Here is a 20259-nt window from a genome sequence, read left to right on the forward strand (position 1 = left end):
AGCTTGGGTCGGATGCGAATTATTCACATGCGACTTTGAGGATGGGGGCACTGTTGCCGGGAGGGGCACTAGCGTTCGCCGCATGGAACTGCTGACTGTGAATGCGGGACGGCCCGAGGCCGTCGGCTACACCGACGCCGCCGGCGGCGTGACCGGAATCGACAAGCAGCCGGCCGACGGCCCGGTGCGGGTCACCGATCCCGGCCCCAAGGGCAGCGGCGGCAGCGGGGTGGCCGGGGACGCGGTGTGCGATCTGCGCCATCACGGCGGCTCGGACCAGGCCGTGTACGCCGTCGCCCGCGAGGATCTCGACGCCTGGGAGCGTTCGCTCGGCCGCCCGCTGGCCAACGGCGCGTTCGGCGAGAACCTGACGACCGCCGGACTGGACGTGAGCGGCGCGAGGATCGGCGAGCGCTGGCGGATCGGACCCGATCTGGTCCTGGAGGTGACGTCGGGTCGCATTCCGTGCCGCACGTTCGCCGGTCACCTCGGAGAGAAGCGCTGGGTCAAGCGATTCACGGAGGCGGCCGCTCCGGGTGCCTACCTGCGAGTGATCGAGCCGGGCGAGATCCGCGCCGGGGATCCGGTCGAGATCGTGCACCGGCCGGACCACGACGTCACCGTACGGATGCAGTTCCTGGCGGCGACGGTGCGACGGGACCTGCTGCCCGGGCTGCTCACGGCCCGGGACGCACTGCATCCCGAGACGCTGCGCGCCGCCCTGAAGTACGTGGAGTCGCAGGCACCTGGCGAGTGATCAGTGCGGTGCGCGAGGCCGTAACGTGCCGCGTATGACGACTGCATTGATTACGGGCGCGACCGCGGGAATCGGAGCCGCCTTCGCGCGGCGTCTCGCGGCCGACGGGCACAACCTGGTACTGGTGGCGCGCAGCACCGAGCGGCTCCGGGAACAGGCCACCGAGCTGCACGACCGGCACGGCATCGAGGCCGAGGTGCTGACCGCCGACCTCTCCGAGGACGACGGGATCGCGTCGGTCGAAGCGCGGCTGACGGACCGCCGGCAGCCGGTCGACCTTCTGATCAACAATGCCGGGTTCGGCAACAAGGGCCGCTATCTGGATGTGCCGATGGCGGACGAGCTGAAGATGCTGAAGGTGCACTGCGAAGCAGTGCTGCGGCTGACCTCGGCTGCCGCGACGGGGATGAAGGAACGCGGGCGGGGCGGGGTGGTCAATGTGGCCTCGGTGGCGGCGTTCGTACCGCGTGGGACGTACGGCGCGTCCAAGGCGTGGGTCGTTCAGTTCACCCAGGGCGCGGCGAAGGACCTGGCCGGTTCGGGGGTGCGGCTGATGGCACTGTGCCCCGGCTTCGTACGGACCGAGTTCCATGAGCGCGCCGGGATGGGGACCGGCAACATCCCGGGCTGGATGTGGCTCGACGCGGACAGGCTGGTCGCCTCGGCGCTGGCGGATCTGGCGCGCGGGAAGTCGGTGTCGATCCCGGACGCGCGGTACAAGGCGCTGATGGGACTGGTGAAGGTGGCGCCGCGCGGCCTGCTCGGAGGAGTCACCTCCAAGACAGGCCGCAAGTACGGCCCGCAGTAGGGCGGTCGGACGGTGTGCGGATTACTTGACGCCGCGGCCCGCGTAGGTATCGGTGCCGAGATCCGCATGTGCGGAAAGCGTTGTTTTGAAGTTCTCTCCTCCGCGAGCGGGGAGATTCCTGCCTGCCAACGGGGGACTGATGAACTGCCGTATATCCCAGGGCGCCCTGGCCGTCGGCTCGATCGGAGTCCTGGTCAACATCGTGGACGTGATCGGGTCGGCGCGTCCGGAGCCGCACCACGCCTTCGCCGCGCTGGTCGCGCTCGGTGCGGGTGCCGAGCTGCTCAAGGATCGACGGCCCGGGGCTGCGCGGGCGCTGCACGTCGCCGCGTCGGTGTTGCTGGTGGTTGCTGGATCCGTCGCGGGATACGGGGCATGGGCCGCACTCTTCAAAGGCTCGGCCTATGACTGGCTCGACCTCGTACTCGGAGTGCTGGTCGTGCTGTACGTCGTCGCCGGCGCTGGTCAACTACTCGCCCGCCAGTCCCGCAGAGCACCGAAGTCCCGTAGGAACGCCGACATGATCAGTGGATAGCGTCCGCACGGCATCGGTCTGGTGCTGATGGGCGTGCTGGTCCCAACCACCGCGCTCGCCCTGCCGATGTATCTCCTGGCGTCCAAGACCGGTCTCGTCAACACCTACTGGTCCGTGCTGATCCCGGTCCTCGTCAACCCGTTCGGCGTCTACCTCGCCCGGGTGTTCTCCACCGGCTACATCCCGAACGAGGCGCTGGAGGCCGCCCGTATCGACGGCGCCGGCGAGCTGCGCGTCTTCTGCTCGATCGGGCTGCGCATGGTCATGCCGGGCTTCGTGACCGTCTTCCTCTTCCAGTTCACCGCGATCTGGAACAACTTCTTCCTCCCCCTCGTGATGCTGTCGGACCGTAAGCTGTTCCCGCTGAGCCTCGGTCTGTACACCTGGAACACCAACACCCACGGCGAGCCGAGCTTCTATCCGCTCGTCGTCACCGGATCCCTCCTCGCCGTGATCCCCCTGATCGTCGCCTTCGTCTCCCTGCAGCGGCACTGGAAGGCGGGTCTGACCACCGGAAGCGTCAAGTGACCGTCATCCGCCCCTTGAGCCGAGCACCCTTTGAGGAGTCCGAGTTCCACCGTGCCCCACGCCACTGACAACCGGCCGAAAGCCCTGCTGGCGATGGGCCCCGGCATCGCCGACCAGCTCCTCGCCGACCGCCACCGCACACGACTGGCCGCCCTCACCCGTACGGATCCCCGCTTCGTCGCCCACGACCTGGCCGACCCGACACCGGAGACGGCCGCCGCGCTCGCCGAGGCCGACGTGCTGTTGACCTGCTGGGGTGCGCCACCGCTGACCGCCGAGGTGCTGGACGGCGCGCCGCGGCTGCGGGCCGTGGTGCACGCGGCCGGTTCCGTGAAGCACCACATCACGGACGCCTGCTGGGAACGCGGGATCGCCGTCACCTCGGCGGCCGGTGCCAATGCGCTGCCCGTCGCCGAGTTCACCCTTGCCGCGATCCTGTTCGCGGGCAAGCGGGTGCTGCAGACCGCGCAGCGATACGCCGCCCTGCGCACCGGCCACGACTGGCTCCAGGAGCTCGCCGGCTCCGGCAACTACCGCCGTACCGTCGGCATCATCGGCGCATCCCGCATCGGCCGACGGGTGATCGAGCTGCTGCACCCCTTCGACCTGGACGTCCTGCTGTACGACCCGTACGTCGACGCCGCGGAGGCGGCCCGGCTGGGCGTACGGCTCGCGACGCCGGACGAGCTGTGCGCGCGCAGCTCCGTCGTCTCCGTGCATGCGCCGCAGCTGCCGGAGACGCACCATCTGATCGGCGCGGCGCAGCTGGCGGCGATGGCGACGGGCACGACGCTGATCAACACGGCTCGCGGGTCGCTGATCGACGAGGACGCCTTGCTTGCGGAGCTGCGGAGCGGGCGGCTGCACGCGGTGCTGGATGTGACGGATCCCGAACTTCCGCCCGCGCTCTCGCCGTTGTACGAGCTGCCGAATGTACTGCTCACTCCGCACATCGCGGGCTCGCAGGGCAATGAGCTGCACCGGATGGCCGACCAGGCGCTCGACGAGATGGAGCGGTTCGCGTCCGGCCTGCCCTTCGCGGACCCCGTGCACGCCGGAAGCCTGCAGCACTCGGCCTGAGCCCCGAACGTCGAAAGCCCTCTGACTCACCAAGACCGACCGGCAATTGGGGGGCGGCGTCACGGGGCTGGGGCACGCACCTCGCGGCGTTGTCGTCAATCACCATGGCTCAATCCTCCGCCTTGCGATGCACGCACCTCTATCCCCGCTCCTTCACCCACCCCCCAATGGCCGGTCGGTCTAAACTGGAAGAATCCCACCCAAACTGCAGGACCGGGAGACGCCATGAGATTCGTACAAGTAATCGACTGCAAGACGGAGCGGTTCGACGACATGGACCGCCTCATGGACGAATGGGTCGAACGGACCAAGGGCACCCGGACGGCCACGCACAGCCTCATCGGCAAGGACCGCTCCGACGGGTCCCACTATGTCGAGATCGTCGAATTCCCTTCGTACGAAGATGCGATGGCGAACTCGAAGCTGCCGGAGACCGACCAGATCTTCCAGGAGCTGGTGGCGCTCTGCGACGGGATGCCCACCTTCACCGACCTCGATGTGGTCCGTGACGAACAGTTGAACCAGACACTGTCGCGCCGGTTCTTCCACGAGATCGCTGTCGGGGGCAACCTCGAAGCCATCGACGAGGTGTTCGCGCCCGGCTACATCGACCACGACGTCGCAAAGGAACAGGACACGGTGATCGGGTCCGACTCCCTGAAGAACGACGTGATCGCATGGCGCGCGGCCTTCGACTTCACCTTCAGCCTGGACCGGCAGGTCTGCGAGGGTGACGACGTCGTGACGCTGTGGACCTGGACCGGCACCCACGAGGGCGACTTCATGGGGATCGCCCCCACGGGCAGGCAGTGCACCATGACGGGCACCACGATCTTCCGGTTCAAGGACGGCAGGATCCAGGAAGGCTGGTGGCACGAGGATCTCCTCGGCCTGATGCGGCAGCTCGGCGCGCTCGACTGATCCAACGGCGAAGGACAGCCGAAGACCCCCGTTCCCATCGCTGAACAGCGGGAACGGGGGCCTTGTGCGGCGGTGAGCCGAGGTGGCAGCGCGTCAGTGCGAGTGACCGTGGCCGCCGTGACCGGCGTCGGCCTCTTCCTCGGCCGGCTTCTCGACGACCAGGGTCTCGGTCGTGAGCAGCAGCGACGCGATGGACGCGGCGTTCTCCAGCGCGGAGCGGGTGACCTTGACCGGGTCGATGACGCCGGCCTTCACCAGGTCGCCGTACTCGCCAGTCGCGGCGTTGAAGCCCTGGCCCTTGTCGAGCTCGGCGACCTTCGAGGTGATGACGTAGCCCTCGAGGCCGGCGTTCTCGGCGATCCAGCGCAGCGGCTCGACCGCGGCGCGGCGCACGACCGCGACACCGGTGGCCTCGTCGCCGGTCTTGTCGAGGTTGCCCTCGAGGACCTTGACGGCGTGGACCAGAGCGGAGCCACCACCGGAGACGATGCCCTCCTCGACCGCGGCGCGGGTCGCGGAGATGGCGTCCTCCAGACGGTGCTTCTTCTCCTTGAGCTCCACCTCGGTGGCGGCACCGACACGGATCACGCACACGCCGCCGGCCAGCTTCGCGAGGCGCTCCTGGAGCTTCTCGCGGTCCCAGTCGGAGTCGGTGGCGTCGATCTCGGCCTTGATCTGGTTGACCCGGCCCTTGACGTCGCCGGGCTCGCCGCCGCCGTCCACGATGGTCGTGTCGTCCTTGGAGATGGTGACACGGCGGGCGGTGCCCAGCACGTCCAGACCGGCCTGGTCGAGCTTGAGGCCGACCTCCTCGGCGATGACGGTCGCACCGGTGAGGGTGGCGATGTCGCCGAGCATGGCCTTGCGGCGGTCACCGAAGCCCGGGGCCTTCACCGCGACGGCGTTGAAGGTGCCACGGATCTTGTTGACGACCAGGGTCGACAGGGCCTCGCCCTCGACGTCCTCGGCGATGATCAGCAGCGGCTTGGAGCCACCGGCCTGGATGACCTTCTCCAGCAGCGGGAGCAGCTCCTGGATCGAGCCGATCTTGCCCTGGTGGATCAGGATGTACGGGTCGTCGAGGACGGCCTCCATACGCTCCTGGTCGGTCACCATGTACGGGGACAGGTAACCCTTGTCGAAGGCCATGCCCTCGGTGAACTCGAGGTCCAGACCGAAGGTGTTGGACTCCTCGACGGTGATGACACCGTCCTTGCCGACCTTGTCCATCGCGTCCGCGATGAGCTCGCCGACCTGCGAGTCCTGCGCGGAGAGCGCGGCCACGGCGGCGATGTCGGACTTGTCGTCGATCGGGCGGGCGGTCGCGAGGAGCTCCTCGGACACAGCCTTGACCGCGGCGTCGATGCCCTTCTTCAGGGCGGCCGGGGAAGCACCCGCGGCAACGTTGCGCAGGCCCTCGCGGACGAGCGCCTGGGCGAGCACGGTGGCGGTGGTGGTGCCGTCACCCGCTACGTCGTTGGTCTTGGTCGCCACCTCCTTCACCAGCTGGGCACCGAGGTTCTCGTACGGGTCGTCGAGCTCGACCTCGCGCGCGATGGTGACACCGTCGTTGGTGATGGTGGGAGCGCCGAACTTCTTGTCGATGACGACGTTGCGGCCCTTGGGACCGATCGTCACCTTGACCGTGTCGGCAAGCTTGTTGACGCCGCGCTCAAGGGCGCGACGGGCGTCCTCGTCGAACTTCAGAATCTTCGCCATGGGAGCTGAACTGTCCTCTCGAACGAACTGCGCCCCTGACCGCCCGGCTTGTTATCTCGCAGGGGACCAGGGGCGCAGAACGGAAGCAAACGTGTGTGAATTACTTCTCGATGATCGCGAGCACGTCGCGAGCCGAGAGGACGAGGTACTCCTCGCCGTTGTACTTCACCTCGGTGCCGCCGTACTTGCTGTACAGCACGATGTCACCGGTCTTGACGTCGAGCGGCAGGCGCTCGCCGTTCTCGAAGCGGCCCGGGCCCACGGCCAGGACGACGCCCTCCTGGGGCTTCTCCTTGGCGGTGTCCGGGATGACCAGGCCAGAGGCCGTGGTCTGCTCGGCGTCGAGCGGCTGGACCACAATGCGGTCCTCAAGCGGCTTGATGGCAACCTTGGAGCTGGTGGTCGTCACGATCCGGCCTCCCCCTTCGGAGATCTCGGGGTTAACTGCGGGGTTAACTGTCTGGGGTGGCGATCAGGTGGGTCCGTCGTCGCGGGTGCCGGACCTGCTGGTCGCACAGTACTGCTGGCACTCTCCAGTGGGGAGTGCCAGAGCTGAGACTATGACCGCGATTAGCACTCGGTCAAGTGGAGTGCCAATTCAGTCCGGTCGTGGCGTCGCAGCACAGGACGGCCTCGATCAGGACAACGTACGGGGAACACAGGGACGGACCGCTCCGTTCCGTACGACGCTGGGGAGATGCCGGAAGTCACGCCTCTGCGTCAGCGCCCCGTCGGCGGGGCAGGTCTCGACATCGCGCTCGGTCTGCTGCTGGTTGCCCTGGAGGTGGTGGTCTGCGCGATCGCCACGTTCCGGATAGGCATGGCGGGCTGGGCCGACTCCTACGACGGCACGCCCGAGACGGCCGAACGGCCACCGACGGACTGGGGGCCCGCGATCACGTTCGGGGTGATCACGCTGGTGGTCGTCGCGATCACCGTCGCACTGCTGCGCACGAACCGGCCCTGGGCGGGTTCGATCCAGGTCTGCGTCGCGCTCGTGCTGTGCATCGTGACGGTGCAGATCGGGCAGTCCGACTACCGCCGCTCGCACCCCGCGCCGGCATCCAATCCGTCGGACGGTCCCGTCCGGTCCGGCCACCAGTGCCACAGCGGCGGAGACAACCACGAGTGCCGGGACTCCGGCAGCTGACCCGGTCGGCCGCAGGAGCCGACGACCATCGGCCCCGCCGCCCCGTGATCACCCGGCACACCCTGCCGGCGCTCCGGCTCCGCCCCCGCCGCCGGTCCCGGCTCCGGCGTCCGGTGCGGCCGGCTCACCTTCTGCGCGGCCTTCCGGCCCAGCCGTTCGATCGGGTCGACCGACTGCGCGCACCCGGCGGTGGCGGTCAGGAGCGCACCGGTTGCCAGCAGTCCGGCGAGCAGCCGGTACGCCCTTGTCATACGTAGTCCTCCAGCCGGGCCACGGCGTACCCCTTGTCCGTGATGATCCTCAAGACCGCGCGGACCAGGTCGGCGAGGTCGGCGCCATGGAGCCGCCCCAGTCCTTGCGGCCCCCGAAGTGCGTGAGGATGATGTCGCCCGGGTACAGAGCGCAGTCCCGCTCGCGCCACTCCATGTGGTCGGGGAACGCGGCCGGCGGCATGGCGGCCGGCCCCCACTTCCTGGCTGGCACCGCGCGTGCGGCCTGCGTCCGCCGGGCGTAGCCGCCCGGATGTCCGCCGCCGGACTCGGAGACGCAGCCGGGCACGGCTGCGGCGACCAGGAGTGCGGCCAGGGGCCACATGGCCCGGTCGGCGTCGCACCACGCCCGGTCCATGCCTCTGCGCGGTTAAATCTTCCTTTTGTCGTATAAGCCGCATGGTTTCGCATACTGCCAGTGGCTGCTCGGCCACTGCGGCCGACACCTCCGCCGGGCCCGCGCGCTCCCCCGGCTGGCTCACAATGGGCCGGTGAACGCCTTCGATCCGACCGACCCGACCGACCCGCTCGCCGCCTTCACGGCCCTGCGCACACCCGAGGGCGAGGCGCTCCTCGCCGAGCTGCGGGCCTACGACCCCTCCCAGGAGCTCGCCACCGCCACCCGGCTGCGCCGCAGCCATCCGGCCCCGCTGGTGTCGGCGGCGCTGGGACAGGCGCGGCTGCGGCAGCGGGCGGTGGCGAAGTTCGGCACCGAGGACGCGTACCGGATGTTCTTCACACCGAACGGCGTCGAGCAGGCGACCCGCACCTCGGTCGCCACCTACCGCGCCCGGCGCTTCACCGAAACGGGCGTACGCAGCGTCGCCGACCTCTGCTGCGGGATCGGCGGTGACGCCCTCGCCCTCGCCCGCGCGGGCATCTCCGTCCTCGCCGTGGACCGCGACCCGCTGACCGCAGAGGTGGCCCGCGCCAATGCCGCCGCACTCGGTCTCGACACCCTGATCGAAGTGCGCTGCGCCGATGTCACCGAGATCGACACGTCCGCGTACGACGCGGTCTTCGTCGACCCGGCCCGGCGCGGCGGACGCGGCAGGATCTTCGACCCCGAGGCGTACTCGCCGCCGCTCTCCTGGGCGACCGGCGCCGCGCTGGCGGCCCCCCGCGCCGCGCTGAAGATCGCCCCCGGCATCCCGCACGAGGCGATCCCGGCGCAGGCGGAGGCGGAGTGGATCTCGGACGCCGGCGATGTGAAGGAGGCGGTGCTCTGGTTCGGCGAGGGGTTCGCCCCGGGCTCGTACCGCGCCACACTGCTCCCGGCGGGCGCGACCGTGTCGGCCCCGGCCGCACTGCCCGCCCCGCCCGTCGGACCGGTAGGCCGCTATCTGTACGAGCCGGACGGCGCCGTCATCCGCGCCCATCTGGTAGCCGACATCGTGGACCGGTCGGGCGGCCGGCTGGTCGACGAGACGATCGCGTACGTCACGAGCGACGAGCCGTACGACTCCCCCTACGCCTCCGCGTACGAGATCACCGACCAACTGCCCTTCAGCATGAAGAAGCTGAAGGCGCTGCTGCGGGAGCGGAAGGTCGGCGTCCTGACCGTCAAGAAGCGGGGCTCGGCCGTCGAACCGGAGGAACTGCGCAGGAAGATGAAGCTCCAGGGCCCCAACGCGGCGACCGTGTTCCTGACCCGGGTCGCAGGGGCGCCGACCATGCTGATCGGCCACCCCGTGCGGCCCGGCACGCCTTAGGTGTATTGCCCTGTGAGGTAGGGAGCCCACTCCCTACCGTGGGGGAGGCCGTCAGGCAAGGTCGGTCAGGTCGTCTGCGTACACCTGGGAGAGCGGCTGTGGGCCCACGTACTGCTGGCAGTTGCACTGCCCGGCTTCGAAGCGGACCGGCTTCTTGCTCTCGTCCCAGGCCGTCGGCACCTCGACCCGCTCATGGCACCTGCCCTGCTTGTCATGGATCGCAAGGTGGTGCGTGCAGCCGCAGACCGGCTCCGGCGGCCGGTTCGCCGCCTCGACGGCCAGGCGTTCCTGTCTGCCCGCCTCCAGCAGTTCCAGCCTGCGGGTGTGCCGGTTGCGCAGCGCCGTACGGACGTTGTCGACCGCCCATCCGAAGCCGCCGGTCCAGAAGATGATGAGCACCCACCAGTACCACTCCATGTGACACCCTCCCCCTGAGCGGATCCTGTTACGCGGCCAGGATAGAGGCGGTTTCAGCGGTGAGCACCGCCGCCGACGGAGAACAGCGGCTCGGGCCCGGGCGCCCCGACGAGCACCCTCAGCACCCAACGGCGGTGCGCGAACGCCTTGGTGACGCCGATCAGACCGAGCAGCCAGCCGATCATCCCGAGTCCCAGGACGAGGGCGACCGCACCGTAGGTGTCCTCGGGTGCCTCCGCACCCGCCGGGACGGCCACGCAGGCGTACAGCCCGACCGCGCACAGCGCGAACGACGGCAGCATCCAGGCGAGGCTCGCGCCGGGGGCCCGCAGGCGCATGTCGCCGACCGGATCGCGGTCCAACTCGCCCCAGGCGTCGAGCAGTCGGCGGATCTGCCGGTCGCGGCGCAGACCGACGACGACGAAGACCACCGACGGCACGACGCAGCAGGTGCCCAGGGCGGCGAGGGCGACGCCGAGGACGGCACTGAAGATGTCGTACGACTCCTCGAACGTGAGGATCGCGGTCCCCACCAGCGACCAGCCGAGCGCGCACAGGGCGCCCCACAGCCACAGCAGCACCAGCCGGCCGAGCCCCACGTGCATGGTGACCAGCTCGCCGAGGACGACCGCCCGGTCGGCGAGCAGGGCTTCCCTGTCGGGCCAGGAACGTATCTCGACGGGCGGAGGGGGCGGCGGCAGTGTGCGGCGGGACATGGGCCAGACCCTACCGACCGGGTGCGGGCACGGTTCGGCGTGGCTTGCGTTGAAGCGCGCTCCAGCTCGTAACGTCCGAATGCCGAATGCGACCGGCTGACCGGAAGCACGCACGTACCGAGGGAGAACACTGTGCAGTACACGCTGTTCGGCCGGACCGGCCTGCGGGTGAGCGAGCTGAGCCTCGGCGCCATGACCATCGGCGAGGACTGGGGGTGGGGCGCGGACAAGGAGACCAGCGCCCGGATCGTCGACGCGTACGCGGACGCGGGCGGCAACTTCATCGACACCGCCAACAACTACACCAACGGCAGCTCGGAGACGATCCTCGGCGAGCTGCTCGAAGGCCGCCGGGACCGGTTCGTACTCGCCACGAAGTACAGCTGCGCCACCCGCACGGGCGATGTGAACGCGGCGGGCAACCACCGGAAGAACCTGGTCCAGTCGGTGGAGTCGAGCCTCGCCCGGCTGCGTACCGACCGCATCGACGTGCTGTGGGTGCACGCACGGGACAACTTCACCCCGGTCGAGGAGGTCATGCGCGCCCTCGACGACCTCGTACGGTCCGGCAAGGTGCTCTATCTCGGGGTGTCGGACTGGGCGGCGTGGGAGATCGCGCAGGCGAGCACCATGGCCGAGCTGCGGGGCTGGACCCCGTTCGCCGGTTCGCAGCTGCGGTACAACCTGCTGGAGCGCACCCCGGAACGCGAACTGCTGCCGCAGGCCCGCGCCTTCGACCAGGCAGTGCTGGCGTGGAGCCCGCTCGCCGCAGGCAAGCTCACCGGGAAGTACCGCCGCGGCGAAACGGGCCGGCTGGACTCGCCCGCCTTCGACACCCGGGCCGATCGCCGGGAGGAGGAGGTCCTCACCGCGGTGCTGGAGGTCGCCGAACAGGGCGGCTGGAGCCCGGCGCAGGTGGCGCTGGCGTGGCTGCGCGGGCGGCCCGGGAACATCATCCCGATCATCGCCGCCACCAGGGTGAGCCAGCTCGCCGACAATCTCGCCGGTGTCGATGTCGTGCTCGACGCCGACGCAGTACACCGGCTCGACGCGGCAAGCGAGGTACCGCTCGGTTTCCCGCACGACTTCCTGCGGGAGCCGGGGGTCATGAGGAACGTGTACGGGGACCTCTGGGCGGACATCACGGACCGGCGCTCGACCTACCGCCGGACGGCGAGCGAGATCCGCTAGCGGCGCTCCGTAGGCTGTCCGGATGATCGCGATACCGGCGGACTTCGAGCGGACCACGGTCGGCCGGGAAGGCGCACGCGGTCGGGCCTGGGTGGAGTCGCTGCCGGGGCTGGTCGACGAGCTGCTGCGACGCTGGGACTGCACCGTGGACACCGGACCGGTCCTGCACGGCCAGGTCGGGATCGTCGTTCCCGCTCGGCGGCACGACGGGTCCCGTGCAGTGCTGAAGGTTTCCTTCCCCCACCCGGGCAACATCCATGAGCCGGACGCCTTCGCGGTGTGGGGCGGGCGCGGGGCGGTCGCCCTGTACGAGCGGGACGACGAGCGGTTCGCGATGCTGCTGGAGCGGGCCGGGCCCGGCACCCTCGCCGGCCTCGCCGACCTCGACGCGGCGGTGACCGCGGCCGGCCGTCTGGTGCGCAGGCTGGCGGTCCCGGCCCCGCCCGGTCTGCCCCGGCTCGCCGACCGGTCCGACGCGTGGGAGCAGGAGATCCGCGAACACGCAGGACGGCTGGCCCGGCCCCTGCCGCGGTACGTCACCGACGCGGCGCTGGCGACCGTACGGGAACTGGGCCGCGAGCAGCCGGACACCCTCGTCCACGGCGATCTGAACTACGGCAACGTGATCGCCGGCGCACGCGAGCCCTGGCTGGCCATCGACCCCAAGGGCTGGGCGGGCGACCCGGCGTACGACGGGATCGCACTGCTCCGCAGCAGGAAGGTTTTGATCTTCTGCATGGCCTGCTCCTCGGCTGCTCGTACGGGCGTTGGGTGTGCAAGGTAGACGGGGCGGGCCGCTGAAACTCGTCGCGCCGCGCCGAATTACTTCTCCGCCCGCGCCAGCAGCAGCGCCCGCTCACGTGCGTTACGGGTCAGGCCCGCCGCCCGCAGGAACTCCGCCCGCGCCTCGTCCGTGCGCCCCAGCCGCGCCAGCAGATCGCCGCGCACGCTCGGCAGCAGGTGGTACGCCCTCAGCGCCGGGTCCCCGGCCAGGGCGTCGACCAGCGCGAGCCCCGCCTCCGGCCCCTCCGCCATGGAGACGGCGACCGCCCGGTTCAGCTCGACGACCGGCGACGGGGCCGCCTTCAGCAGCAGCCCGTAGAGCGTGGCGATGACCTTCCAGTCCGTCTTCTCGTACGTCACCGCGTGGGCGTGGCACGCGGCAATCGCGGCCTGCAGGGCGTACGGGCCCGGGGCGTCGCCCACCGCGTTCGCCCGCTCCAGGGCCGCGTACCCGCGCCGGATCAGCAGCCGGTCCCAGCGGGACCGGTTCTGGTCGGCGAGCAGCACGGGCGCACCGTCCGGCCCGGTCCGAGCCGCGATGCGGGACGCCTGGAGCTCCAACAGGGCTACCAGACCGTGTACTTCGGGTTCCTTGTCCATCAGTCCGGCCAGCACCCGGGCCAGTCGCAGCGCGTCCTCGCAGAGCGCTGGGCGCAGCCAGTCGTCGCCGGCGGTGGCCGAGTAACCCTCGTTGAAGATCAGGTAGATGACTTCGAGGACGGAGTCGAGCCGCGCCGCGCGCTCGGGGCCGTACGGCACTTCGAAGGGAACGCCCGCCCGGCCCAGGGTGCGTTTCGCACGGACGATGCGCTGGGCGACGGTCGGCTCGGACGCCAGGAAGGCCCGGGCGATCTCATCGGTGGTGAGTCCGCCGAGCAGCCGCAGGGTGAGCGCGATCCGGGCCTCGGTCGACAGCACGGGGTGGCAGGCGGTGAAGATCAGCCGCAGCAGGTCGTCGTCGATGTGGTCGGGGTCCTCGGCGCTGTTGACGTCCCCCGGCTCGGGCGCCGGCACGTCCTCCAGGGTCCGCCCGACCTCGGCCAGCTTCCGCGCGTACGTCTCCTTGCGGCGTACGAGATCGATCGCGCGGTGCTTGGCGGTGGCCATGAGCCAGGCGCCCGGTCTGTCCGGGACACCCGACTCCGGCCACTGCTCCAGCGCGGCGACCAGAGCGTCCTGCGCGAGCTCCTCTGCGATACCGACGTCCCGCACGATACGGGCGGCACCGGCGATGATCCGCGCGGACTCGATCCTGAATACCGCCTCGACCGCCTGCGTCGCGCTTGCTTCCGTCACGGCCACCCATCAGAGCAGCCGTACCGGGGCGCAGCAAGCGCGGCCCGGGCTGACCGGGTCCGAAAGGTCAGCCCTCGGCGATCTCGCGGACCTCGGAGGTGACGGTCCAGTTCTTCGGGTGGATCTCCAGGAAGCGCTTGGTCCACTCCAGCGCCTCGGCCATGTCCTTGCACTGGGTGATGGCGTAGCCGCCGACGACTTCCTTCGTCTCGGTGAAGGGCCCGTCGGTGTAGCTCAGCTTGCCGCCCTCCCAGGTGACCCGGGTCCCCTGGGAGGTGGGGGTGAGCCCGGCGGTCTCCAGCATGACCCCGGCCTTGGTGATCTCCTCGAACAGCGCACCCATGCGCGCCTCGAAGTCGGGGTCGGGGGCCTCGGAGGGAAGGTGCTGCTCATCGATGCGGACCATCGACAGGAAGCGCGGCATGGTGGCTCCTCGGTAGCGGAGGGCGGGGGCTTTCCCTGCCTCTCACCCTTGCGTCGAACGGGAGACGCCGCAATCGACACACTCCCCCGAAGAAATTGAAGAAATTTCTGGGGGACTCTTCGGACCTACCGCAGGGACGCCCACAGCTTGCTCGCGGCCGGTTCCTGCGCGACCACCCGGTTGGGGTCGGACCGGGCGGTGACGACGGGCATGGTGACCGTCTTCAGTCCGTCCGAGGGGATGTTCCGCAGGCTCTGCGCCAGGTTTCTCAGCTCTCCGAGCGAGTCGAGTCCGGTGTCCGTGGTGAGACTGCCGGTGACCGCGTCCGCCACCTTGTACAGGCCGGCCGCGCCGGTCAGCAGGTTCGTGTCCCGGATCTCCTTCAGCAGCGCCTCGACCGGTTGTTGCCGGAGCTCGATCCGGCCGAGGTCCTGCCGTCGCCGATGCCGTGGCGGGTGCGGGCGTACGACGGGAACGATTGTTCGGTTTTCCTTCGGAAAATCTCAGGATCCCTTGAGATTTCTCATGTTCCGCCGGTGGAGCCGCCGGCCACCTCGAACCGCCATCGGTGCACCGCCCGGGTGATCAACTCGGCTGCGGGTTCGGGCAGCTCGGGCAGCTCGGCGCCGTATGCCGCCTCCCACCAGGTGATGACCAGCACCCGGTCCTGCGGGGCGCGCAGCAGTTCGTACCGCAGCGGCTCGTCCGCCAGCTCACCGGTGCGCGCCCGGGCCCACTCCAGCAGTTCGGCGCCCCGGCCGTCCACGGCCCGGGCCTCCCACATGAGGGCGACGGTCATGAGTAGAGGTTGTCCTTGCTGATCTCGTGCACGTGGTCGTGGTCGTGCGCGCTGCCCGGCACATGCGTGTCCGTCACCGGCAGTGACGAGTCCGCCGACAGTTCCAGATCGGACGCAGGACGGTTGCGCGCCACCATCTCGGCGCCCAGCGCCGCGACCATCGCCCCGTTGTCCGTGCACAGTCCGGGCCGCGGCACCCGCAGCCGGATGCCGGCCCGCTCGCAGCGCTCCTCGGCGAGCGCCCGCAGCCGCGAGTTGGCCGCGACGCCGCCGCCGATCATCAGGTGGTCGACACCCTCGTCCTTGCAGGCCCGGACGGCCTTCCGGGTGAGCACATCGACGACGGCCTCCTGGAAGGACGCCGCCACGTCCCGTACCGGCACCTCCTCGCCCGCGGCCCGCTTCGCCTCGATCCAGCGGGCGACGGACGTCTTCAGACCGGAGAAGGAGAAGTCGTACGCGGGGTCGCGCGAGCCGCTCAGTCCGCGCGGGAACGCGATCGCCTTCGGATCGCCCTCCTTCGCCAGCCGGTCGATGACCGGGCCGCCGGGGAAGCCGAGGTTCAGCACCCGGGCGATCTTGTCGAACGCCTCGCCCGCCGCGTCGTCGATGGTCGCGCCCAGCGGCCGTACGTCGTTGGTGATGTCCGGCGCGAGCAGCAGCGAGGAGTGGCCGCCGCTGACCAGCAGCGCCATCGTCGGCTCGGGCAGCGGGCCGTGCTCCAGCTGGTCGACGCAGATGTGCGAGGCGAGGTGGTTCACTCCGTACAGCGGCTTGTTCAGGGCGTACGCGTACGCCTTCGCCGCCGAGACGCCGACGAGCAGCGCGCCCGCCAGCCCGGGACCGGCGGTGACGGCGATGCCATCGAGGTCGCGGGCGCTGATGCCCGCTTCCTTCAGGGCGCGTTCGATGGTGGGGACCATCGACTCCAGGTGCGCGCGGGAGGCGATCTCCGGGACGACGCCCCCGAACCGGGCGTGGGTGTCGACGCTGGACGCGACGGCGTCCGCGAGCAGCGTCGTACCGCGGACGATGCCGACGCCGGTCTCGTCGCAGGAGGTCTCGATACCGAGTACGAGCGGTTCGTCAGCCATCAGTCAGTCCCAGTTTCCTGTACGTGCTCTGGTGCGGGTTCTTGTACGTGGAGACGCATGACGAGTGCGTCGATGTTGCCCGGCTGGTAGTAGCCGCGGCGGAAGCCGATCGGTTCGAAGCCGAAGCGTTCGTACAGCTTCTGCGCACGCGTGTTGTCGACCCGGACTTCGAGGAGCACCTCCGCGCACTCGAAGGCCGTGGCGTGCTTCAGCAGATCGGTGAGGAGTTCGGAGCCCAGCCCGCCGCCCCAGTGGTCGCGGGTGACGCCGATCGTCTGGACGTCGGCGAGGTCTCCGGCGGCGGCGAGTCCCGCGTACCCGACGATGCGTCCGGTGTCCGGGGCCTCGGCGACGACATAGCGGCGGGTGGCCTGCGGCCCGCGGGCGTGCGCCAGCTCGGACCAGAACATGCCGGCCGACCAGGCGTCCTCCGGGAACAGCTCGTGTTCGAGCTGCAGCACCGGGTCGATGTCCCACCAGCGCATCTCACGCAGCACGGCAGTCGGGCTCGTCACTTCGGGGTGACCACCTTGTAGTTCTTCGGGACCTGGGCGTCGGGCCGGCGCAGATAAAGCGGCTGCGCCGGCAGCAGCTCCGCCCCCGCGGCGAGCCGCTCGGCGGCCAGCGCGGCGAGCGCCCCGGCGCTGACGTGCTCGGGCCCCCGGGCATCCGGGAACGCGTCGGGGTAGAGTGCCGCTCCCGCCCCGACCACCGGGAGCCCGGCGAGCTGCTCGGCGATGTCGGCGGGCCGGTCGACGGCGGGTTCGCCGACGCGGGTACGGGGATCCTCGTACCGCGCCCAGTAGACCTCCTTGCGGCGGGCGTCCGTGGCCACGGCGAACGGGCCCTCCAGTCCGCCCTGCCCGGCGGCGTACGCGAGACCGTCCAGTGTGCACAGCCCGTGGACCGGCACGGAGAGCGCCGAGCCGAACGTCGCGGCCGTCACAAGGCCGACCCGCAGACCGGTGTACGGGCCGGGACCGACGCCCACGACCACACCGGTCACGGCGTCGAGTTTCACCCCGGCCTCGGCGAGGACCCGGTCGACGGCGGGCAGCAGCAGCTCCCCGTGCCTTCGGGCGTCGACCTGGCCCGACTCGGCGACGACGGAGTTCCCGTCGTGCAGGGCGACGGTGACGGCGGGGGTGGCGGTATCCACGGCGAGCAAGAGCACGCAAACAGCCTACGGCTCCGCCGACGGCTCCATGGCGCCCCGTACGGCATCCCGTTCACACCGGCCCCTGCTGCTACCGTCACCGGGTAGACGCGGGTACGACGTAAACGCTTGTACGACATACGTACGTCGGCGAAAGGGGCACGCACGGTGGCAAGGGGCAGCTCGGGAATCGTGGCCGGGCTCACCGCGGCGGCACTCGTCGCGGTCGGCTTCCTGGCCTACCAGGCATCGGCGAACGCCCCCGACTCCGTCGCCGTCCCCAAGCCGGAGGCGTCCAGCAGCGCCCCCGCCGCCGGCCACGACAAGCCGAAGGCCAAAGAGCGTCCGACCGCGCTTCCCGCCGGATCCGGGACCGGGGCGCGGGTGGTGTACGCGCTGGGCGACCGGCGTGTGTGGCTGGTCGACGCACAGGGGAAGGTGACCCGGACCTTCGCCGTCATGCCGAGTTCCGTGAGCCCGCGGCCCGGGACCTACAAGGTGCGTTCGCGCACAGGTGTCCTCAAGGGCTCGGACGGCGTGCCGATCGAGCACGTGGTGCTGTTCGAGATGGCCGACGGGGGTGTGCCCGTCGGGTTCAGTGCGGCGCAGGACGGCTCGATGGAGAGCCCGGACCCGAAGCTGAAGACCGGCGGGGTACGGATGAAGCGCGCGGACGGCGACGCGATGTGGACGTTCGCGACGGTCGGTGCCACGGTGGTCGTCGTCCCGTAACGCCAACGGGGTCCACACGGAAGACCTCAGGCGGCGTCGCGCTCCCCGTCACACCCCTGGGACCCCTGCTGCTCCCGGGGCTCGTGCCCCTCCCGGCGCTCCTGCCGTTCCTCCGACGGCGGCGTCGAGACCGCGGTCGCCGCGGCGCAGGCCGCCAGCAGATCCTTCATCGACACCGCGGACGTCACGGGTGGCTGCGGCTGCGCTTCACGCTCGGGCGTCGGCATGGATGCCTCCTGGGCTCCGGTGGAAGGCGTGGTTAGGCAGGCCTAACCAGCTCTCTGCACCCATGTGACCACGCCCGGCCCGCCCCGCGCAACAATTTGCCGACAGCCTGTCGGAAACGTGTCGGTACTCTCAGCGGCCGGCTTCCAGCGCCGCCCCCAGCCCTGACCAGCGCTCCCCGATCCCGACCAGCGTGACCGAGCGCCGTTCGTCGTCCGTGTCGCCGACCGCGCGGTGGATCAGCACCTGCAGCCGGTCGTCCGAGAGCTCCTCGACCTTGCCGTCGCCCCACTCCACGACCACCACCGACTCCGGCAGCGACACATCGAGGTCCAGGTCCTCCATCTCGTCGAGGCCGCCGCCCAGCCGGTACGCGTCGACATGGACGAGCGCCGGACCCTCGCTCAGGGACGGGTGGACGCGGGCGATCACAAAGGTGGGAGAGGTGACGGCGCCGCGCACCCCGAGGCCCTCGCCGAGCCCCCGGGTCAGTGTCGTCTTCCCGGCGCCGAGCTCGCCGCTGAGCATCACGAGGTCGCCGGGGCGCAGCAGACCGGCGAGACGGCGGCCCAGCGCCTGCATCTGTTCGGCGGACGTGACATCGAGACGGGCGATGACCTGGGCCTGTGCGGTCATGGCCGCCGGGGCGTGCGCGGTTTCAGCTGCCGGGCTGTTGTGCGGTGCTTCCATGCCCGCCAACGTTAGCCGCTGCGAGTACGGCTCCGATCCGTACCAGCAGGTCCGCCAGCCGGTCGGTCACCGTCTCCGGGTGCTCCAGCATCACCAGATGCCCGCCGTCCGGCACGATGACAAGCTCCGCGTCCGGCAGCTGGTCGGCAATCGCCTCGCTGTGCGAACTGGGTGTCACCAGGTCCTTGTCGCCCGCCAGGATCAGCACCGGCACGTCCCGGAACGCGGGCAGCGCCGCGCTCTTGTCGTGCTCGGTGAAGGCCGGGTAGAACTCCGCGACCACGTCGATCGGTGTGAACTCGATGAGCCGCTCGGCGAACCGCTCGACCGCCGGGTCCACGTCCCGCGAACCGAACGAGTACCGCTTGATGAGCCCGGCGAAGAGATCGGCGGTCGCCCGCCGGCCCCGCTCCACCAGCTCCGCCTGCGAGCCGAGCGCCTTCAGCACCCCGGGCAGCACCCGCCGCACGGCGTTCACACCCGCAACCGGCAGCCCGAAGCTGACCTCGCCGAGCTTCCCGCTCGACGTACCGACGAAGGCGACGGCGGCGACCCGGTCCCGGATCAGCTGCGGGTACTGCTCGGCGAGCGCCATGATCGTCATGCCGCCCATCGAGTGCCCGACCAGGACCAGCCGCCCCTCGGGGGCCGCCGCGTCGATGACCGCCTTCAGATCGCGGCCGAGCTGGTCGATCCCGATCGTCACGCCCTGCGCCTGGGCCCGGCCGCGCTCGGACCGGCCGTGGCTGCGCTGGTCCCAGTGCACGGTGCGCACCAGGCCACGCAGCGCCGCCCGCTGGAAGTGCCAGGAGTCCTGGCTGAGGCAGTAGCCGTGGCTGAAGACGACGGTGACGGGCCCGGGGACCTTGCGGCCGAAGAGCCGGCGTCTGCGCGGTCCGGTACCGGCGGGCCCGGAGCCCGCACCCGGGCCGGCGCCCGTGCCCGTACCGCTGTCGGGTTCGACCTCGTCGGTCTCGTAGTACAGCTCGGTGCCGTCGTCGGCGGTGGCCCGGCCGGGCATGCCGCGCAGCGAGCCGTACGGCCCCGAGGCGTCCAGCGCCAGCCTGGCCCGCCTGCGCATGCCCCGGCCGACGGTCATCCGCTCGACCGCGACACCGGCCGCCGCACCGGCAGCGATCACACCTATGGCGGCTCCGGCGATGCCCGCCCGGCGCCAGCCGACCGCCGAAGCGGCCGTCGCCATCGCGTCCCCCGCGCTGATCTCGCTCACCGTGCCGTGCTCCTCGTCGGTCGTTG

23 protein-coding genes and 3 pseudogenes are annotated in these 20259 nt (G+C 70.5%); 11 read left to right on the forward strand and 15 right to left on the reverse strand.

Translation table 11 applies throughout. The features are described 5' to 3' along the window. Positions 1-82: 82 nt before the first annotated feature. From OH809_RS17380 to OH809_RS17405, 6 genes and pseudogenes are all read left to right on the forward strand, one after another. Entirely contained in the window at positions 83-757 is a 675-nt protein-coding gene (locus tag OH809_RS17380; protein ID WP_406515299.1) for an MOSC domain-containing protein, read from the forward strand. 34 nt (positions 758-791) lie between these two features. Beyond that, complete coding sequence (locus OH809_RS17385; RefSeq protein WP_406421522.1) at positions 792-1565, forward strand: SDR family NAD(P)-dependent oxidoreductase; 774 nt, start codon at positions 792-794, stop codon at positions 1563-1565. A 139-nt stretch (positions 1566-1704) separates the two neighbouring features. Continuing rightward, entirely contained in the window at positions 1705-2100 is a 396-nt protein-coding gene (locus tag OH809_RS17390) for a hypothetical protein (RefSeq protein WP_406421521.1), read from the forward strand. A gap of 15 nt (positions 2101-2115) precedes the next feature. Beyond that, positions 2116-2628 (forward strand): annotated as a pseudogene (locus OH809_RS17395) (carbohydrate ABC transporter permease); the annotation flags it as partial. A gap of 51 nt (positions 2629-2679) precedes the next feature. Further along, positions 2680-3708, forward strand: coding sequence for a hydroxyacid dehydrogenase (locus OH809_RS17400; protein WP_406515300.1), 1029 nt, complete (start codon positions 2680-2682; stop codon positions 3706-3708). Positions 3709-3933: 225 nt separating this feature from the next. Further along, positions 3934-4629, forward strand: coding sequence for an ester cyclase (locus OH809_RS17405; protein ID WP_406421519.1), 696 nt, complete (start codon positions 3934-3936; stop codon positions 4627-4629). Positions 4630-4722: 93 nt separating this feature from the next. On the opposite strand, the gene groL is transcribed toward OH809_RS17405, so the two are convergent. Both groL and groES read right to left on the reverse strand, forming a co-directional pair. Further along, positions 4723-6348 (reverse strand): chaperonin GroEL, encoded by a 1626-nt coding sequence (gene groL, locus OH809_RS17410; protein WP_406421518.1) that lies wholly within the window; start codon positions 6346-6348, stop codon positions 4723-4725. Between the two features lie 100 nt (positions 6349-6448). Further along, the gene (gene groES, locus OH809_RS17415) at positions 6449-6757 is read right to left on the reverse strand and encodes a co-chaperone GroES (protein WP_003998759.1); all 309 of its coding nucleotides are present in this window, start codon (positions 6755-6757) and stop codon (positions 6449-6451) included. Between the two features lie 288 nt (positions 6758-7045). Here groES and OH809_RS17420 point away from each other — a divergent pair, with 288 nt between their 5' ends. Further along, positions 7046-7498, forward strand: a complete 453-nt coding sequence (locus tag OH809_RS17420; RefSeq protein ID WP_406515301.1) for a DUF6234 family protein — start codon at positions 7046-7048, stop codon at positions 7496-7498. Positions 7499-7745: 247 nt separating this feature from the next. Here OH809_RS17420 and OH809_RS17425 read toward each other — a convergent pair. After that, a pseudogene (locus OH809_RS17425) lies at positions 7746-7975 on the reverse strand (polysaccharide deacetylase family protein); the annotation flags it as partial. A 283-nt stretch (positions 7976-8258) separates the two neighbouring features. Here OH809_RS17425 and OH809_RS17430 point away from each other — a divergent pair. After that, entirely contained in the window at positions 8259-9479 is a 1221-nt protein-coding gene (locus tag OH809_RS17430) for a THUMP-like domain-containing protein (RefSeq protein ID WP_406515302.1), read from the forward strand. A gap of 51 nt (positions 9480-9530) precedes the next feature. Here the strand turns inward: OH809_RS17430 and OH809_RS17435 are convergent, their stop codons facing one another. Then, on the reverse strand, positions 9531-9896 hold the full coding sequence (locus tag OH809_RS17435) for a hypothetical protein (RefSeq protein ID WP_406421514.1): 366 nt from the start codon (positions 9894-9896) through the stop codon (positions 9531-9533). A gap of 53 nt (positions 9897-9949) precedes the next feature. Further along, a complete protein-coding gene (locus OH809_RS17440; RefSeq protein WP_406515303.1) occupies positions 9950-10612 on the reverse strand; it encodes a hypothetical protein in 663 nt (220 codons plus the stop codon). A 132-nt stretch (positions 10613-10744) separates the two neighbouring features. On the opposite strand from OH809_RS17440, the gene OH809_RS17445 reads away from it, so the two are divergent. Next, positions 10745-11803, forward strand: a complete 1059-nt coding sequence (locus OH809_RS17445; protein WP_406421512.1) for an aldo/keto reductase — start codon at positions 10745-10747, stop codon at positions 11801-11803. A 22-nt stretch (positions 11804-11825) separates the two neighbouring features. Continuing rightward, positions 11826-12587, forward strand: a complete 762-nt coding sequence (locus OH809_RS17450) for an aminoglycoside phosphotransferase family protein (RefSeq protein WP_406515304.1) — start codon at positions 11826-11828, stop codon at positions 12585-12587. Positions 12588-12625: 38 nt separating this feature from the next. On the opposite strand, the gene OH809_RS17455 is transcribed toward OH809_RS17450, so the two are convergent. The 7 genes and pseudogenes from OH809_RS17455 to tsaB all read right to left on the reverse strand — a co-directional run bounded on the left by OH809_RS17455 (position 12626) and on the right by tsaB (position 17373). Further along, a complete protein-coding gene (locus OH809_RS17455) occupies positions 12626-13888 on the reverse strand; it encodes an RNA polymerase sigma factor (RefSeq protein WP_406515305.1) in 1263 nt (420 codons plus the stop codon). A 61-nt stretch (positions 13889-13949) separates the two neighbouring features. Next, entirely contained in the window at positions 13950-14306 is a 357-nt protein-coding gene (locus tag OH809_RS17460; protein ID WP_406421509.1) for a YciI family protein, read from the reverse strand. A gap of 125 nt (positions 14307-14431) precedes the next feature. Continuing rightward, positions 14432-14769, reverse strand: a pseudogene (locus OH809_RS17465) (LCP family protein); the annotation flags it as partial. 60 nt (positions 14770-14829) lie between these two features. Continuing rightward, positions 14830-15105, reverse strand: coding sequence for a hypothetical protein (locus OH809_RS17470; RefSeq protein WP_366694805.1), 276 nt, complete (start codon positions 15103-15105; stop codon positions 14830-14832). Continuing rightward, entirely contained in the window at positions 15102-16199 is a 1098-nt protein-coding gene (tsaD, locus tag OH809_RS17475) for a tRNA (adenosine(37)-N6)-threonylcarbamoyltransferase complex transferase subunit TsaD (RefSeq protein ID WP_393299627.1), read from the reverse strand. Before tsaD ends, OH809_RS17470 begins: the two co-directional genes overlap by 4 nt. Continuing rightward, on the reverse strand, positions 16199-16714 hold the full coding sequence (gene rimI, locus OH809_RS17480) for a ribosomal protein S18-alanine N-acetyltransferase (protein WP_345515005.1): 516 nt from the start codon (positions 16712-16714) through the stop codon (positions 16199-16201). Before rimI ends, tsaD begins: the two co-directional genes overlap by 1 nt. Then, positions 16711-17373 (reverse strand): tRNA (adenosine(37)-N6)-threonylcarbamoyltransferase complex dimerization subunit type 1 TsaB, encoded by a 663-nt coding sequence (gene tsaB / locus OH809_RS17485; protein WP_406421508.1) that lies wholly within the window; start codon positions 17371-17373, stop codon positions 16711-16713. The genes rimI and tsaB overlap by 4 nt, the downstream gene beginning before the upstream one ends. 150 nt (positions 17374-17523) lie before the next feature. Between tsaB and OH809_RS17490 the strand changes: the two genes are divergently transcribed. Next, on the forward strand, positions 17524-18087 hold the full coding sequence (locus OH809_RS17490; protein WP_406421507.1) for a hypothetical protein: 564 nt from the start codon (positions 17524-17526) through the stop codon (positions 18085-18087). A 26-nt stretch (positions 18088-18113) separates the two neighbouring features. On the opposite strand, the gene OH809_RS17495 is transcribed toward OH809_RS17490, so the two are convergent. From OH809_RS17495 to OH809_RS17505, 3 genes are all read right to left on the reverse strand, one after another. Next, complete coding sequence (locus OH809_RS17495) at positions 18114-18314, reverse strand: hypothetical protein (RefSeq protein WP_406421506.1); 201 nt, start codon at positions 18312-18314, stop codon at positions 18114-18116. A 130-nt stretch (positions 18315-18444) separates the two neighbouring features. Beyond that, positions 18445-19002 carry a tRNA (adenosine(37)-N6)-threonylcarbamoyltransferase complex ATPase subunit type 1 TsaE gene (gene tsaE / locus OH809_RS17500; RefSeq protein ID WP_406421505.1) on the reverse strand — a complete coding sequence of 186 codons (558 nt, stop codon included), beginning with the start codon at positions 19000-19002 and terminating at the stop codon, positions 18445-18447. Continuing rightward, positions 18971-20233: an alpha/beta fold hydrolase gene (locus OH809_RS17505; protein ID WP_406515306.1), complete on the reverse strand. Its 1263-nt coding sequence runs from the start codon at positions 20231-20233 to the stop codon at positions 18971-18973. Before OH809_RS17505 ends, tsaE begins: the two co-directional genes overlap by 32 nt. Positions 20234-20259: the final 26 nt, after the last annotated feature.

Origin of the sequence: Streptomyces sp. NBC_00873, from assembly GCF_045207415.1 — a bacterium.
In the GTDB taxonomy this organism is placed as follows: Bacteria; Actinomycetota; Actinomycetes; order Streptomycetales; family Streptomycetaceae; genus Streptomyces.